Consider the following 14,917-nt stretch of genomic DNA (forward strand, 5'->3'; position numbering starts at 1 on the left):
CCGCGCTGCCGCTCGCGCGTCCGCAGGTACCCTGACTAGCTATGTGTGGAATCGTGGGATACGTGGGGCGGCGCGATGCCCTGGACATCGTCGTCGACGCGTTGCGGCGGATGGAATACCGCGGGTACGACTCGGCGGGCGTCGCGATCCTCGACGGCGAGGGAAGCACCGCGATCCAGAAGAAGGCACTCCGGCTGGAGAACCTCGAGAAGCAGATCGCCGCGGTCGGTCGCGAGTCGCTGTCGGGCACGACCGGCATCGGACACACGCGGTGGGCCACACACGGCAAGCCGACCGATCGGAACGCGCATCCGCACGCCAGTGACGACGGCAAGCTCGCCGTCGTCCACAACGGCATCATCGAGAACTACGCCGAGCTACGCGCCGAACTCGAGGACGACGGCATCGAGTTCGTGTCCGAGACCGACACCGAGACCGCCGTGCACCTCGTGTCGAAGTACTACGCGTTCGGGCCGACCGCCGGCGACTTCGTGGCTAGCGCGTATGCGGCGCTGCGTCGCCTCGAAGGTGCGTTCACGCTCGTGTTCACCCATGCCGACCACGCGGACACCATCGTCGCCGCGCGGCGGTCGACCCCGCTCGTGGTGGGTGTCGGGCAGGGCGAGATGTTCCTCGCGTCGGATGTCACGGCCTTCATCGAACACACCCGGGACGCGGTCGAGCTCGGCCAGGACGAGGTCGTGGTGATCACCGCCGACTCGTACACGGTCACCGACTTCGACGAGAACGCCCGGGACGGCAAGCCGTTCCACATCGACTGGGATCTCGCGGCCGCGGAGAAGGGCGGCTACGACTTCTTCATGCTCAAGGAGATCGCCGAGCAGCCGCGCGCGATCGCCGACACCCTCCTCGGGCACCTGCAGAACGGTCGCATCGTGCTCGACGAGCAACGCCTGACCGACGACGATCTGCGCGACGTCGACAAGGTGTTCGTGGTGGCCTGCGGCACCGCCTACCACGCCGGGCTGCTGGCCAAGTACGCGATCGAGCACTGGACGCGCCTCCCGGTCGAGATCGAACTCGCCAGTGAGTTCCGCTACCGCGACCCGGTTCTCGACCGGTCGACCCTGGTGGTGGCCATCTCGCAGTCCGGTGAGACCGCCGACACGCTCGAGGCGGTCCGGCACGCGAAGGACCAGAAGGCACGCGTCCTCGCGATCTGCAACACCAACGGGGCACAGATCCCCCGGGAATCCGACGCGGTTCTCTACACCCACGCGGGCCCCGAGATCGGCGTCGCGTCGACGAAGTGCTTCCTCGCGCAGATCGTCGCCGCCTATCTCGTGGGGCTCGCGCTTGCGCAGGCACGCGGCACGAAGTACGCCGACGAGGTCGCCCGCGAGTTCGCGGCCATCGAGGCGATGACCGACTCGGTCGCGCAGGTGTTGGACACGATGGAGCCGGTCCGGGAGCTGGCGCGTTCGCTGGCGCACCACAACACGGTGCTGTTCATCGGCCGGCATGTCGGGTATCCGGTGGCGCTCGAGGGCGCTCTCAAACTCAAGGAACTCGCGTACATGCACGCCGAGGGGTTCGCGGCCGGCGAGCTCAAGCACGGGCCGATCGCGCTGATCGAGGACGGGCTCCCGGTGATCACGGTCATGCCCTCGCCGGACGGCCGCGCCGTGCTGCACTCGAAGATGGTCAGCAACATCCGCGAGATCCAGGCCCGCGGAGCCCGCACGATCGTCATCGCCGAGCCCGACGACGCGGCCGCCCGTGCCGTCGCCGACGAGTTCATCCCCATCCCGAAGACGCCGACGCTCCTGCAACCGCTGGTGTCGACCGTGCCGCTGCAGGTGTTCGCGGCGAGCGTCGCGCAGGCCCGTGGCTACGACGTCGACAAACCGCGGAACCTGGCCAAGTCGGTGACCGTCGAATAGCGGTTCCGCATGCCGATCCGGTACCTGACGGCCGATGAGGTCCGCGCCGCCGAGCGGGCGACGGGGAACCTGCTCACCGACGGCGTCCTGATGCGCCGGGCGTCGCACGGCGTCGCCCGGGTGATCGCGGCAGAGCTGAGCCGGACCGGCGGATGTTATGGACGGTCGGTCGGGCTGGTCGTCGGTGCGGGGGACAACGGCGGCGACGCGCTGTTCGCCGGTGCCGAGCTGTGCCGCCGCGGCGTGCGGGTCGACGCGGTCCTGCTCGCCCCGGACCGCGCCCACGCCGCCGGGCTGCGGGCATTCCGCGCCGCCGGCGGACGGATCGGCGAGCGGCTACCCGACGGCCTCGAGGTGATCGTCGACGGCGTGGTCGGACTCGGTGGCCGGGGGCCGCTGCGGGCGAACGCCGCCGAGGTCTTCGCGGTGGTCGGTCCGGAAACCACCGTCGTCGCGGTCGACCTGCCGTCGGGCGTCGACGCCGACACCGGTGAGGTCCACGACCCGGCGGTGCGTGCCGACATCACCGTCACCTTCGGCTTCCGTCGCCGCGCCCACCTGCTCGCCGCCCCACAGTGCGGGCGGGTCGTCCTCGTCGACATCGGCCTCGATGACGCCGGCCTCGGCGACCCCGCCGATTCGCCGCTCGCCACCTTGACCGACGACGAGATCGATTGGCCGACACCGGGTCCCGGGGACGACAAGTACACGCAGGGGGTGGTCGGGGTGATCGCCGGGTCGCATCGGTACCCCGGTGCGGCCGTCCTCGCCACCGGCGCGGCGGTGACCGCGACCTCCGGAATGACCCGGTTCGTCGGCTCCGCCCACGCCGAGGTGGTGGCGCAGTGGCCGGAGGTCGTCGCCACGCCCGACCTCGCCGGTGCCGGACGCGTGCAGGCGTGGGTCCTCGGCCCCGGCATGGGTACCGACGATGCGGCCGCGACGACCCTGCGTACCGTCCTGGACACCGATCTGCCGGTCCTGGCCGACGCCGACGCGCTCACCCTGATCGCCCGCGACCCCGGGCTCGTCGACGGGCGGACGGCACCGACGCTGCTGACCCCGCACGCCGGCGAATTCGCCCGCTTGACCGGTACCGAACTGGGCGCCGACCGTCTGACCGCCGTCTCCGGTCTCGCCGCGCGGTGGGGCGTCACGGTGCTGCTCAAGGGACGTATCACGCTGGTCGCCGACCCGACGGGTCACGTCCTGGGCAACGACGCCGTGTCGTCGTGGGCGGCGACCGCCGGGGCCGGCGACGTCCTGTCGGGGATCGCCGGGGCCCTGCTTGCCGCCGGGAGGTCGCCGCTGGTCGCCGGTGCGTCGGCCGCGCGCGTCCACGCCCGGGCGGCGCAGCTCGCGAGTGGCGGCGCGCCGATCGGGGCGTCGACGCTGCTGGGGGCGCTGCGGCCGGCGATCCGCGAGTTCACCACGCCGCCAGCACGAACGCGAGCGGGTACAGCGCCGTCAGCACGCTGAACGCGGTGACCGACGACAGCACGATCGCGTCGGCGATGACGCCCGGGCGCCGAAAGGCGCCGTGCCTGACCCGCTGGACGAATGACACGACGAGACCCGCGCAGGCGACGATCGTCATGAGTACTCCCACGCCGAAGGCGACGAGAGCCGCGACCCCGTACCCGTCGGCGGGTTCGCCCGCCATGGCGTGCCCGAGGGCGAGAAGGAAGAGCACCGCGGCCGTGGCGAACGCCACCCACCCGATCGTGTTGGCGGCCCACGACGTCAGCGATGCGCGCAGGCCCGGCCGACCGGGAGGCGCGGGCGGGACGACCGGGTCGACGGGCACGAAGCCGGCGGGCGTGAAGCCGGCGAGGTCGTGGGCTGGGCGCACGAGGCGGACCGGGGTGAGAACGGCGGGGTCCTGCGGATTCGAGTTCGTGTACATGGTGACTTCCGGTGGTGCGGCGGTTCGGGATCAGCGTCGGGGTCCACTCAACCGCTCTGCTCGACGCCGCGCATCGGTGTGACTACTCAGACCATCTCCGCAGAACGACGCGCACCTCACGCCGGAGGCAGCCGGGACGAGCCGCACCCGGCGATCTGGGACAATGGTCGACGATGACTTCCCCTGCTCTGACCGCGACCGTGGATCTCGGCGCGATCGCCCACAACGTCGGCGTGCTGCGTGCCGTTTCGGGCGCTGACCTGATGGCGGTCGTGAAGGCCGACGCCTACGGCCATGGCGCCCTGCCGGTGGCCCGCGCCGTGCTCGCCGCCGGCGCCGCCGAACTCGGGGTCGCGCACCTCACCGAGGCCGCCGCGCTCCGCGCCGCCGGCATCGACGCCCCGATCACCGCGTGGCTGCACACGCCGGGAGCCGACTTCGCCGGAGCGATCGTCGACGGCATCGACATCGCACTCTCGTCGATCTCCCAGCTCGACGCGGTGATCGCGGCGGCACACCGCACCGGCCGGTCCGCGGTCGTCACCGCGAAGGTGGACACCGGCCTCAATCGCAGCGGCGTTGCGGTGGACGAGTGGGCGGATTTCGCCGAGCGGGTGGCGAAGGCGCACGTCGACGGCTCGGTGACCCTGCGTGCGGCGATGTGCCACCTCGCGCGCGGCGACGAACCCGAGCACCCGCTGAACGACGCGCAGGCGCAGCGACTCGACGCCGCGGTCGCCGACCTGGCCCGCCTCGGCGCTGCACCGCAGGTGGTCCACATCGCCAACTCACCTGCGGCGCTGACCCGTCCGGATCTCGCCCGCGACCTGGTACGGCCGGGGATCGCCGTCTACGGCCGGACCCCGGTACCGGCACGCGGCGACTTCGGGCTGATCCCGGCGATGACCCTGACCGCGACCATCGCGCTCGTGAAGAAGGTCGCCGCGGGGCAGGGTGTGTCCTACAGCGAAACGTGGATCGCGCCGCGCGACACGGTGGTGGCCGTGGTCGCCGCGGGGTACGCCGACGGCGTGCCGCGCCTGCTGTCGGGCCGGATCCGGGTCCGGATCGGCGAGCGGATGTTCGACGGGGTGGGCCGAATCTGCATGGATCAGCTCGTCGTCGACCTCGGACCCGACGGCGCGGGTGTCCGCGAGGGCGACCAGGCCGAACTGTTCGGCACCGGCGCCTCGGGCGGCCCCACCGCGAAGGACTGGGCGGACGCGATCGGCACCATCGACTACGAGATCGTCTCCCAGGTCGGGACGCGCGTGGTCCGTCGTTACCTCGGTGAGAGGCAGGTCGGGCTCGACCCCGAGACCACGGAGGCCGGACAGTGAGCGAGGCAGCAGTGGTGGAATCCGACCGTGTCGGACTGCTGGCCGGGGTGGCGGGGATCGCCGCCCTGGGTGGCATGGCAGCCGTCGGGGCAGCGCGCAACATCGCCCGCAAGAGCGTGGTGGGCCGGCCGGACCCGCACGCCGACGTCGACCTCACCGCGCTCTACCGCGAGCGGGGGACCACGGTCACCGCCGACGACGGGCTGGATCTCGCGGTGCGGATCGTCGACCTCGGGACGGTGTCGGAGGGCTCCGTGCCCGACCTCACGATCGTGTTCGTGCACGGCTTCAGCCTCCGGCTGTCGAGCTGGCATTTCCAGCGCGAGCAACTCGCCGACGAGTGGCACGATCGCAACTACCGGCTGGTGTTCTTCGATCACCGGGGGCACGGAGAGAGCGACCCGGCCCCGACCGAGACCTGCACGATCGCGCAGCTGGCCGACGACGCGGCAGCGGTGATCCGTGCCACCGTACCCGTGGGACCCGTTGTCCTCGTGGGTCATTCGATGGGCGGGATGACGCTGATGGGGCTCGCGCGCCGGCACCCGGCATTGTTCTCGTCGCACGGTCCGGTCGCCGGGGTGGCGCTGGTGGCGACGGCGTCGCGCGGTGTCACCGACGCCGGACTCGGTGAGGGACTGCGCAATCCGGTGGTGGATGCCTTCCGGATGAGCGTGCGCCGCGCGCCGCGCCTGGTCCAGGCGGGCCGCGGACTGACCCGCGCCGCCCTCGAACCGGTGCTGGTCGCGGCGAGTTTCGGGCCGACGTTCTACAGTCCGGCCCTCGGCGCCGCGGTGGACACGATGATCCAGAGCACGCCGATCGAGACCATCGTGAACTTCTTGCACGCCTTGGAGATCCACGACGAGTCGACCGCGCTGCCGGTGGTCGCCCAGGTGCCGACCACGGTCGTGTGCGGAGACCGGGACCGGCTCACGCCGTTACGCAACTCGGTCCGGATGTACTCCCAGCTGGGCGCCGATTCCCGCCTGGTCGTCGCCAAGGGCGCCGGCCACATGGTCCAGATGGAGGAGCCCCGGCTCGTCAGCGACGCGATCGCCGAACTGGTGGATCGCGCGCGGATCGCTCTGCCGGCCCGCCGTCGGCGCTGGTGGAAGCGAGGCCGCCGATGAGCGGCGTGGGTCCCCGCGGTACGCGCGACCTCCCCGAGGTCGACGACACCGAGGCCTTCGGCGCCGAGCTGGCGTCGACCCTGTCCGCAGGTGACGTGGTCATCCTCGACGGTCCGTTGGGCGCGGGAAAGACGGCGCTGGCCCGCGGGATCGGTGCCGGTCTCGGCGTCGAGGGGCGGGTGACCTCGCCGACGTTCATCATCGCCCGCGAGCACCGGCCGGGCCGGCCCGACCGCCCGGGGATGGTCCACGTCGACGCCTATCGGCTCGGCGGTACGGGATGCGGTTCCGGGATGCTCGACGAACTGGATGCCCTGGACCTGGACTCCGACCTGGACGAGGCGGTCGTCGTCGTCGAGTGGGGCGAAGGTGTGGCCGAGCGGCTCGCCGACCGGCATCTGGTCGTGCGGCTGCGACGGGACACCGAAACCGATGTGCGACACGCCGAGTGGGAGTGGGTGAGCGCGGAATGAGTCAGGGTCTGGTGCTGGCGGTCGACACCGCCACCGATTCGGTGGTGGCCGGAGTGGCCGAACTGCGCGACGGTGAGGTGCGCGTGCTGGCCGAACGGGTGGTCGCCGACCACCGGCGGCACGCCGAACTGCTCACCACCCTGGTCGCCGAGTGTCTTGCCGAATCCGGCACGGCCCGAACCGAACTGACCGCGGTTGTCGTCGGCTGCGGGCCCGGGCCGTTCACCGGACTCCGGGTGGGGATGGCGACCGGCGCCGCCTTCGCCGACGCGCTGGGGATACCGGCGTATGGCGTGTGCTCCCTCGATGCGCTTGCCGTCGACGCCGGTCCGGACGACGCAGGATCGCGAGCTCTGGTGGTGACCGACGCGCGCCGGCGCGAGGTCTACTGGGCGCTCTACGAGGGTGGCCGCCGTGTGCGCGGCCCCGAGGTGACCGCGCCCGCGGTGGTCGCCGAGGAGCTCGCCCCCGATGTCGCCGGGGGGCGGATCGGTGCGGTGGCGGGTTCTGCGGCCCACCTCGAACTCGCCGGCTGGACCGGTGATCCACCCGCGACCGGCGTGCCGACCGTACGCGGGGTGGTCATGGCGGCCGCCGCCGACATCGTCGCGGGCGCCGAACCCGAACCCCTTGTGCCGCTGTATCTACGACGCCCCGACGCGGTGGAGCAGAAGGCCCGTCGGGCGGGTGCGGCGCGATGACCACACCGGAACTGGTCATCGACGCGCTCACCTTCGGTGACATCCCGCGCTGCGCCGCGCTGGAACGGCGGATGTTCGCCGACGACTCACCCTGGCCCGCCGCGGCTTTCCGCGCCGAACTCAACGCCCCGTACAACACCTATTTCGCGGCTCGGGAGCGCCTCGGCGCCGACGTCATCGGTTACGCCGGGATCTCCACGCTCGGGCAACCCGACGCCTGGGAGTGCGAGATCCACACCATCGCCGTCGATCCGGACCATCGGGGACGGGGAGTGGGCCGGGCGCTGCTCGAGGCCATGCTCGCCGTCGCGGACGAGAACGACGCCGCGGTGTTCCTGGAGGTACGCACCGACAACGAGGTGGCGATCGGGCTGTACTCACATCACGGGTTCAGCACCGCGGGTCTTCGCCGCAACTACTATCAGCCGTCCGGCGCGGATGCCTACACGATGTTGCGGCTCCCGGTGTCGGGCCGGCCGCTCGAACCGGAGGAGGGCCCGGCGTGATCGTTCTCGGTATCGAAAGCTCCTGCGACGAAACGGGTGTCGGCATCGTCCGGTGGACGCCGGGCGACGGCGACACACCCGGATTTGCGACGATGCTGGCCGACGAGGTCGCGTCGAGCGTGGACGAACACGCCCGGTTCGGCGGCGTGGTCCCCGAGATCGCCTCCCGAGCGCACCTGGAGGCGATCGTCCCCACGATGCGTCGGGCGCGGGAGGCGGCCGGGATCGACCGCCCCGACGCCATCGCGGTCACCATCGGGCCGGGACTCGCCGGCGCGTTGCTCGTCGGGGTGGCCGCGGCGAAGGCCTATGCACTCGCCTGGGACGTACCGCTGTACGCGATGAACCATCTCGGCGGGCACGTCGCTGTGGACACCCTCGAGCACGGACCGATGCCGGAGTGCGTCGCACTGCTGGTCTCCGGTGGACATACGCACCTGCTGCACGTCACCGATCTCGCCGAGCCCATCGTCGAACTGGGCACCACGGTCGACGACGCGGCCGGGGAGGCCTTCGACAAGGTCGCCCGCCTGCTCGATCTCGGTTTTCCCGGGGGGCCGGCGCTGGACCGCGTCGCCCGTGAGGGTGACCCGGGTGCGATCGCCTTCCCACGCGGTATGACCGGTCCCCGCGACTCGCGGCACGACTTCTCCTTCAGCGGACTCAAGACCGCGGTCGCACGGTATGTCGAGAAATGCGTGCGCGACGGTGTGGAGGTACCGGTGGCGGACGTCGCGGCCTCGTTCCAGGAGGCGGTGGCCGACGTGCTGACGATGAAGGCGGTCCGGGCCTGCGGTGACCTCGGGGTGGACACCCTGGTCCTCGGCGGAGGTGCCACCGCCAATTCGCGCATCCGATCGCTGGCGGAGGAGCGCTGCGCGGCGGCCGGGGTCGACCTGCGGGTTCCGAAGCCTCGCCTGTGCACCGACAACGGCGTCATGATCGCCACGCTCGGCGCTCATGTGATCGGCGGGGGAGCGGCGCCCTCGCCGCAGACCGTGGCGTCGGACCCGGCGATGTCGGTGCGTGTCAGTCAGCTGTAGCGGACGGAGCCCGGCCGTCTTCGCGGGGAGCGAACACGGCCGGGTTTTTGCAGCCTCCACCCTTGAGTGCTGGCACTCGCATGTATAGAGTGCTAGATGGCGCTGACCGAAGCCTCGGACACCCGCGACGACGGGGTTTTGCAGGGCCGTGAACGTGCAGATTCTTTCTCAGTACGAAAGTTGAGGACTCACATCGTGGCGAGCGTGAACATCAAGCCGCTTGAGGACAAGATCCTGGTGCAGGCCGTCGAGGCCGAGACGACCACCGCGTCGGGCCTGGTCATCCCGGACTCCGCCAAGGAGAAGCCGCAGGAAGGCACCGTCATCGCCGTCGGCGAGGGTCGGGTCACCGAGCAGGGCAACCGCGTCCCCGTGGACGTCAAGGAAGGTGACACCGTCATCTACAGCAAGTACGGCGGCACCGAGATCAAGTACGCCGGCGAGGAGTACCTGATCCTTTCGGCGCGCGACGTCCTCGCCGTCATCGGCAAGTAGGACCGGCACCGAACTCCGGCCGAGTTAGACCCCGCGAGCCTTCATCGCGTCTCACATCGCCCCGGCGCCCCGTGCAGGGGTACCGGGGCGATGTGCGTTACGCCGACAGGCTCCCGTTGCAGAAAGTGATTCATGGCCAAGCAGATTGAATTCAACGAAACCGCGCGCCGGGCGCTCGAGCGAGGCATCGACCAGCTCGCCGACACCGTGAAGGTCACCCTCGGCCCGCGCGGACGGCACGTGGTCCTCGCCAAGGCGTTCGGCGGACCGAGTGTCACCAACGACGGCGTCACCATCGCGCGCGACATCGAGCTCGACGATCCGTTCGAGAACCTCGGCGCGCAATTGGTGAAGTCCGTCGCCACCAAGACCAACGACGTGGCGGGCGACGGCACCACCACCGCGACCGTGCTGGCACAGGCGATGGTCAAGGCCGGCCTGCGCAACGTCGCCGCCGGGTCCAACCCGATCGCTCTCGGGCAGGGCATCAGCAAGGCCGCCGATGCGCTGAGCGAGGCCCTGCTCGCCGCTGCGACCCCCGTCGCCGGTGAACAGGCCATCGCCCAGATCGCCACCGTGTCCTCCCGCGACGAGGAGATCGGCGAGATGGTCGGCAAGGCGATGACCGCGGTCGGCGCCGATGGTGTCGTGACCGTCGAGGAGAGCTCGGGGCTGAGCACCGACCTCGAGATCACCGAGGGCGTCCAGTTCGACAAGGGCTTCCTCTCGCCCTACTTCGTCACCGATCTCGACAGCCAGGAAGCGGTTCTCGAGGACGCGCTGGTCCTGCTCTACCGCGACAAGATCAGCTCCCTGCCGGACTTCCTGCCGCTGCTGGAGAAGGTCGTCGAAGCAGGCAAGTCGCTGCTGATCATCGCCGAGGATGTCGAGGGCGAGCCGCTGTCGACCCTCGTCGTGAACTCGATCCGCAAGACGATCCGCGCCGTCGCCGTCAAGGCGCCGTTCTTCGGCGACCGCCGCAAGGCCTTCCTCGAAGACCTCGCGATCGTCACCGGCGGAACCGTCGTCTCCTCCGACATCGGCCTGAGCCTGCCGACGGTCGGTCTCGACGTGCTCGGCTCGGTCCGTCGCGTCGTCGTCACCAAGGACGCCACCACCCTCGTCGAGGGTGCCGGCACCAAGGACGCGATCGCGGACCGTTCGGCGCAGCTGCGTCGGGAGATCGAGCAGTCCGACTCCGACTGGGACAAGGAGAAGCTCGCCGAGCGTCTGGCAAAGCTCTCCGGTGGTGTCGCGGTGATCCGCGTGGGTGCGGCCACCGAGACCGCGCTCAAGGAGCGCAAGCACCGCGTCGAGGACGCCGTCGCGGCGGCCAAGGCCGCCGTCGAGGAGGGGATCATCCCCGGTGGTGGCTCGGCCATCGTGCAGGCGTCGAAGAAGCTCGACGCCCTCGCCGAGTCCCTGACCGGTGACGAAGCCCTCGGCGTGCGGGTCGTCCGCGACTCCGCGCGGGCGCCGCTCTACTGGATCGCCGCGAACGCCGGACTCGACGGCGCGGTCGTGGTCGACAAGGTCGCCGGTGGGGCCGAGGGCTCGGGGTTCAACGCCGCGAGCCTGTCCTACGGCGACCTCGTCGCCGAAGGCATCATCGACCCGGTGAAGGTCACCCGGTCGGCGGTCGTCAACGCCGCGTCGGTGGCCCGCATGGTGCTGACCACCGAGACGGCGATCACCGATCAGCCGGCCGACGAACCGGCCGGTCACGCCGGACACGGGCACGCGCACTGACGTAACTCCGCGCAGTTCGACGAACACGAGAGCCGGGCATCCTCGCAGGGATGCCCGGCTCTCGGGGTCGTGGTCTGGTCGGGTTCGACGCCCCTGGCCTCAGCTGGCCATCCGGCGGCCGACGCCCCGCTTCATCAAGATGCTGCGCTCGGATTCGGACAGTCCGCCCCAGATGCCGTACGGCTCCGCCACCGCGAGTGCGTGCTCCCGGCATTGCGCGATGACCGGGCACTGGTGGCACATCTCTTTGGCGCGTCGCTCACGCTGCGCTCGGGCGCGGCCGCGTTCGCCGTCCGGATGGAAGAACATCGACGAGTCGACGCCGCGGCAGAGTCCTGACATCTGCCAGTCCCAGATGTCAGCGTTGGGGCCGGGGAGATGATTGGGCTGAGGCATGACAGCTACTCCTTGTCGTGGGCCGCACCGGGGTGCTTCGGTGGGAAACGTCGATTTCCTGCAACGCTGAACTCACATTAAGCGGGCCGGAGAAATTGCGTCAATAGCCCTGAAATGGGACAGGATTGCTGCGAAAGTCTCAGAAATGTTAACGGCGGGTTAGGTGATCGCGGTTGGATAGCACAGCGCGGATGCGTCGTTGCGGTACCCCCTGAACCGGGGCGACCGACCCGGTGTGACCTGCAATGATGGCTGCTTAGTCCAGGTCTCCGTCCAGCGCGTCGGACGTAGGGGTGTGGTGACGTCGATCGAACCGATTTACACGGCGGAAATCTTCCGATGATGCACCCGTGATCTGTCCAGAGAATTAACGTTGGGAATCGTTCGTTAAATTCATGCAAACCGAAAAAGATCGAGTGACCAAGAACACCTCCTCGACGCTCGACAAAGCCGTTGAGCTGCGTCGACACCCCTCGATGCGACCTTCGGTGGTCCCGCTGCTGCATGCGTGGGCCGCGGCGGTCTCCGCCGGCGGGGACGGGAACTACGCCCGCGCGCTCACCGAACTCGCGTCCCTCGAACGGGTCGCCGGTGTACGGGCGCGGGTATCCGCGCCCACCGACCCCCACCTCGCCGTGCTGTCGCTGTGTCAGAGCACGCGGGCCTCTCTGATCCGCCAGGCCGGGCGACACCACATCTCGCATGGGGTCGACGGTCGAGCCCTCCTCACCGTCGGCATCTCCGGCGCCCGGGCCGAGCCGGGTGCACCGGGCCCCGGGCCACGCGAGGTCTCGCTCATCCGAGCGGCGGTCGCGGACGGACTCGTCGGGCTCGCGGCCGACAATCTGGGTCTGCTGCGGTTCGATGCGTCCCGTCGGCTGCTCGACCGGGCGCGAACGGTCCTCGATCCCACGGACGAGCGGCCGGTCGGGGCGAACCCCGAACAGTGGTCCTGGCGGCCGGCGGACGCGGACTGGATGACGGCCACGCGCTGCCGCCTGCGCTGGGAATGGGTGAGCGCCGAACTCGGTCTGTACCGCGGTGACGTGGCGTCCGGGCTCGAACACGCCCGAGCGGGGGCACTGCTGGTGCGGGAGATGCACGACGCGGCGACTCCGGTCCCGGCCCGCCATCGAGTGAAGACTGCGTTGATCGCCGCGGCTGCCGCCGCGGGCGCGGGGGATCGGGGTGGCACCGCGAACGCGGCGCGGGACGTCGTCGCCGACGCTCGCGACGAGGCCCTCCTGCCCCTGGAGTGGGCGGCGATGAGCCTGCTGCTGGGCACCGGAGCCGCGTCCGGCGACGAGGCCGTTCACCACCGCCGGCTCCGCGCCACGCTGATCGGCAAGGGCATGGCGCTGATGCCGGACGGTTGATCGCTAAGGTGTGTTGGGGTCTGCCACGTCGTCGCCGCCGGAGACGTCGCCGGAACGCGCTCTCCAGCCGCGTGCCACGACGATCGCCACCGGCGGCGTCACCGTGCCGGGGCCCGGACCAGGACCGGCAATTGGACCGGTTGGCCGACTTGTAACACGGGGATTCCTACGCGCGATGAAGTTGACAGGTGGTGAGTTGAACGACGCCGTCCGGGCCGCGGGCCAAGGCGATCGGGCAGCTCTCACGTCAGTTCTCGAAAGCGTGCAGGAACCGATCTTGCGCTACTGCCGAGGACGCATCGGGGTAGGGGAACGGCATCTGTTCTCCGCCGACGACATCGCGCAGGAGGCATTGATGGCGGTGATGACCGCGTTGCCACGGTACCGTGACCAGGGCAAACCGTTCATGGCCTTCGTCTACGGCATCGCGTCGCACAAGGTCGCCGACGCCATGCGGGTGGCGGCACGGGTGAAGTCGGACCCGGTCGAGGAGATCCCCGAGGTCTCACACGTCACCGGGGGTCCCGAGCAGTTCGCGATCGATGCCGACGGCAGCAGGCGGATGAGAGCCCTGCTGGGCATCCTCCCCGAGAAGCAACGCGAGGTACTGGTCCTGCGGTTGATCGTCGGGATGTCGGCGGAGGAGACCGCGCAGGCGATCGGCAGCACCGCGGGAGCAGTACGAGTCGCCCAGCATCGAGCGCTGGCGAAATTGAAAGACGAGTTGAGACGGACAGGAGGTCACGATGAGCGGACAGTCTGATTGGCGTAGACGCCGTGTCGCGGGTGGTGACCAGCCGAATCGACCCGGTCAGCCGCCGGCGCACCGTCGCGCGCCCGGTTCGAGCGGCCCGGCGCCCGCCGGGCCCGGACCCCGCCCGGTTGACCCGTTCTCCTCGGACGCGGAGTCCGGACTCGGCGCGTTCGATCTCTCCGCTTCCGACGACGCGCTCGACCTCTCCGAACTGAACTTCGACGAGAACTTCCTCGACGCGCTGACCCGCGATGTGCCGGTGCCGACCCGCGACGCGGCCGAGTATCAGCTGGCCGAGATGCTGTCGGGCTGGCGGTCGGAGATCGTGTCCACCCCCGAGCCCGAGCTGCTGTCCGTCGACGACGTCGAGCGGGCAATCGGGACCAGCGAGCGCGCGAGTCGCGGCCGCCGCATGGTCCGTCACCTGCGCGTCGTGTCGGGTGCCGCCGCGATCGTCATCGTTGCGGCTGCCGGCCTGACCGTGCTCTCCGAGGGCTCGCAACCCGGCGACCCGCTGTGGGGCATCAAGCAGGTCGTGTTCGCCGAGGCCGCGTCGCAGACGCAGGCGGCCCACGACGTCCGGAACAACCTCGAGCGTGCCGAGGCCGCGATCGCCGCCGGTGATCCGGGTGCGGCGGCCAGCCTGCTGGCCGAGGCGCAGGAGCGCATGGGTCCGATGGACAACGAGATGCGTGACGAGATGACGGACTGGATGAACCGCATCCGCGCGGGTGCGGGTCTGCCGATCGAGACCACCGATCCCGCACCGTCGACCGGTGCGGAACAGCCCGGGACGATCGACCCGACCCGGCCCGATCTCCGGAACTCCGAGGACCAGCCCTCACCCGACGCGTCGACGCCTCCGGGCGGCGGGACGGATGAACCGACCACGCCGTCCGAGCAGGCGAGCGAACCGCAGGAGCCGTCGTCGGTCCCGCCCTCGAGCGAGCCGGCAGAACCGTCGACGCCGTCGTCGAGCACGAAGGTCACCCGTTTCCCGGCCGAGTTCCCCGAGATCCCATGGACACCGCCGCCCGGCGTGGACGCCGGTCGGCCGATCGGCTGACGCGACCGCACCATCGCCGACCCGAACGGTCGGTTGAGATCATGAGCGAGGCCCCGCACCAGATCGGTGCGGGGC

15 protein-coding genes are annotated in these 14,917 nt (G+C 70.5%); 13 read left to right on the plus strand and 2 right to left on the minus strand.

Annotated features, from left to right (window positions below; all coding sequences use genetic code 11):
- The first annotated feature begins 41 nt into the window (after window positions 1-41).
- Window positions 42-1,904: a glutamine--fructose-6-phosphate transaminase (isomerizing) gene (gene glmS / locus LEL84_RS23495; protein ID WP_065629906.1), complete on the plus strand. Its 1,863-nt coding sequence runs from the start codon at window positions 42-44 to the stop codon at window positions 1,902-1,904.
- A gap of 9 nt (window positions 1,905-1,913) precedes the next feature.
- Window positions 1,914-3,383 (plus strand): NAD(P)H-hydrate dehydratase, encoded by a 1,470-nt coding sequence (locus LEL84_RS23500; protein ID WP_065629905.1) that lies wholly within the window; start codon window positions 1,914-1,916, stop codon window positions 3,381-3,383.
- Here LEL84_RS23500 and LEL84_RS23505 read toward each other — a convergent pair.
- Window positions 3,331-3,810 (minus strand): hypothetical protein, encoded by a 480-nt coding sequence (locus tag LEL84_RS23505; RefSeq protein ID WP_065629904.1) that lies wholly within the window; start codon window positions 3,808-3,810, stop codon window positions 3,331-3,333. The two genes, LEL84_RS23500 and LEL84_RS23505, sit on opposite strands and share 53 nt — an antisense overlap.
- 173 nt (window positions 3,811-3,983) lie before the next feature.
- On the opposite strand from LEL84_RS23505, the gene alr reads away from it, so the two are divergent.
- From alr to groL, 8 genes are all read left to right on the plus strand, one after another.
- Window positions 3,984-5,150: an alanine racemase gene (gene alr / locus LEL84_RS23510; RefSeq protein ID WP_226512899.1), complete on the plus strand. Its 1,167-nt coding sequence runs from the start codon at window positions 3,984-3,986 to the stop codon at window positions 5,148-5,150.
- Window positions 5,147-6,283 (plus strand): alpha/beta fold hydrolase, encoded by a 1,137-nt coding sequence (locus tag LEL84_RS23515; protein ID WP_226512900.1) that lies wholly within the window; start codon window positions 5,147-5,149, stop codon window positions 6,281-6,283. Before alr ends, LEL84_RS23515 begins: the two co-directional genes overlap by 4 nt.
- The gene (gene tsaE / locus LEL84_RS23520) at window positions 6,280-6,756 is read left to right on the plus strand and encodes a tRNA (adenosine(37)-N6)-threonylcarbamoyltransferase complex ATPase subunit type 1 TsaE (protein WP_226512901.1); all 477 of its coding nucleotides are present in this window, start codon (window positions 6,280-6,282) and stop codon (window positions 6,754-6,756) included. Before LEL84_RS23515 ends, tsaE begins: the two co-directional genes overlap by 4 nt.
- Complete coding sequence (tsaB, locus tag LEL84_RS23525) at window positions 6,753-7,457, plus strand: tRNA (adenosine(37)-N6)-threonylcarbamoyltransferase complex dimerization subunit type 1 TsaB (RefSeq protein ID WP_137809234.1); 705 nt, start codon at window positions 6,753-6,755, stop codon at window positions 7,455-7,457. The genes tsaE and tsaB overlap by 4 nt, the downstream gene beginning before the upstream one ends.
- Entirely contained in the window at window positions 7,454-7,963 is a 510-nt protein-coding gene (gene rimI, locus LEL84_RS23530; RefSeq protein WP_065629901.1) for a ribosomal protein S18-alanine N-acetyltransferase, read from the plus strand. Before tsaB ends, rimI begins: the two co-directional genes overlap by 4 nt.
- Window positions 7,960-9,006, plus strand: a complete 1,047-nt coding sequence (gene tsaD, locus LEL84_RS23535) for a tRNA (adenosine(37)-N6)-threonylcarbamoyltransferase complex transferase subunit TsaD (protein ID WP_226512902.1) — start codon at window positions 7,960-7,962, stop codon at window positions 9,004-9,006. The genes rimI and tsaD overlap by 4 nt, the downstream gene beginning before the upstream one ends.
- Before the next feature lie 195 nt (window positions 9,007-9,201).
- A complete protein-coding gene (groES, locus tag LEL84_RS23540; protein WP_004019185.1) occupies window positions 9,202-9,501 on the plus strand; it encodes a co-chaperone GroES in 300 nt (99 codons plus the stop codon).
- A gap of 132 nt (window positions 9,502-9,633) precedes the next feature.
- Complete coding sequence (gene groL / locus LEL84_RS23545; RefSeq protein WP_058250696.1) at window positions 9,634-11,250, plus strand: chaperonin GroEL; 1,617 nt, start codon at window positions 9,634-9,636, stop codon at window positions 11,248-11,250.
- A gap of 99 nt (window positions 11,251-11,349) precedes the next feature.
- Here the strand turns inward: groL and LEL84_RS23550 are convergent, their stop codons facing one another.
- A complete protein-coding gene (locus tag LEL84_RS23550) occupies window positions 11,350-11,646 on the minus strand; it encodes a WhiB family transcriptional regulator (RefSeq protein WP_010841865.1) in 297 nt (98 codons plus the stop codon).
- Between the two features lie 416 nt (window positions 11,647-12,062).
- Between LEL84_RS23550 and LEL84_RS23555 the strand changes: the two genes are divergently transcribed.
- The 3 genes from LEL84_RS23555 to LEL84_RS23565 all read left to right on the plus strand — a co-directional run bounded on the left by LEL84_RS23555 (window position 12,063) and on the right by LEL84_RS23565 (window position 14,842).
- Complete coding sequence (locus tag LEL84_RS23555) at window positions 12,063-13,022, plus strand: hypothetical protein (RefSeq protein ID WP_137809230.1); 960 nt, start codon at window positions 12,063-12,065, stop codon at window positions 13,020-13,022.
- 175 nt (window positions 13,023-13,197) lie between these two features.
- Window positions 13,198-13,785, plus strand: coding sequence for a sigma-70 family RNA polymerase sigma factor (locus LEL84_RS23560; RefSeq protein ID WP_010841867.1), 588 nt, complete (start codon window positions 13,198-13,200; stop codon window positions 13,783-13,785).
- Window positions 13,769-14,842: an anti-sigma-D factor RsdA gene (locus tag LEL84_RS23565; RefSeq protein ID WP_226512903.1), complete on the plus strand. Its 1,074-nt coding sequence runs from the start codon at window positions 13,769-13,771 to the stop codon at window positions 14,840-14,842. Before LEL84_RS23560 ends, LEL84_RS23565 begins: the two co-directional genes overlap by 17 nt.
- The last annotated feature ends 75 nt before the right edge of the window (window positions 14,843-14,917 follow it).

Source organism: Gordonia sp. WA4-43, assembly GCF_020520305.1.
GTDB classification, from domain to species: Bacteria; Actinomycetota; Actinomycetes; order Mycobacteriales; family Mycobacteriaceae; genus Gordonia; species Gordonia hongkongensis.

What these genes read in the sequence shown, in the direction of transcription:
- alr (WP_226512899.1), top strand. Translation starts at nt 3,984, where the DNA reads ATGACTTCCCCTGCTCTGACCGCGACCGTGGATCTCGGCGCGATCGCC.
- tsaB (WP_137809234.1), top strand. Translation starts at nt 6,753, where the DNA reads ATGAGTCAGGGTCTGGTGCTGGCGGTCGACACCGCCACCGATTCGGTG.
- LEL84_RS23500 (WP_065629905.1), top strand. Translation starts at nt 1,914, where the DNA reads ATGCCGATCCGGTACCTGACGGCCGATGAGGTCCGCGCCGCCGAGCGG.
- tsaE (WP_226512901.1), top strand. Translation starts at nt 6,280, where the DNA reads ATGAGCGGCGTGGGTCCCCGCGGTACGCGCGACCTCCCCGAGGTCGAC.
- LEL84_RS23565 (WP_226512903.1), top strand. Translation starts at nt 13,769, where the DNA reads ATGAGCGGACAGTCTGATTGGCGTAGACGCCGTGTCGCGGGTGGTGAC.
- glmS (WP_065629906.1), top strand. Translation starts at nt 42, where the DNA reads ATGTGTGGAATCGTGGGATACGTGGGGCGGCGCGATGCCCTGGACATC.
- LEL84_RS23550 (WP_010841865.1), bottom strand. Translation starts at nt 11,646, where the DNA reads ATGCCTCAGCCCAATCATCTCCCCGGCCCCAACGCTGACATCTGGGAC.
- rimI (WP_065629901.1), top strand. Translation starts at nt 7,454, where the DNA reads ATGACCACACCGGAACTGGTCATCGACGCGCTCACCTTCGGTGACATC.
- LEL84_RS23505 (WP_065629904.1), bottom strand. Translation starts at nt 3,810, where the DNA reads ATGTACACGAACTCGAATCCGCAGGACCCCGCCGTTCTCACCCCGGTC.
- groL (WP_058250696.1), top strand. Translation starts at nt 9,634, where the DNA reads ATGGCCAAGCAGATTGAATTCAACGAAACCGCGCGCCGGGCGCTCGAG.
- LEL84_RS23560 (WP_010841867.1), top strand. Translation starts at nt 13,198, where the DNA reads ATGAAGTTGACAGGTGGTGAGTTGAACGACGCCGTCCGGGCCGCGGGC.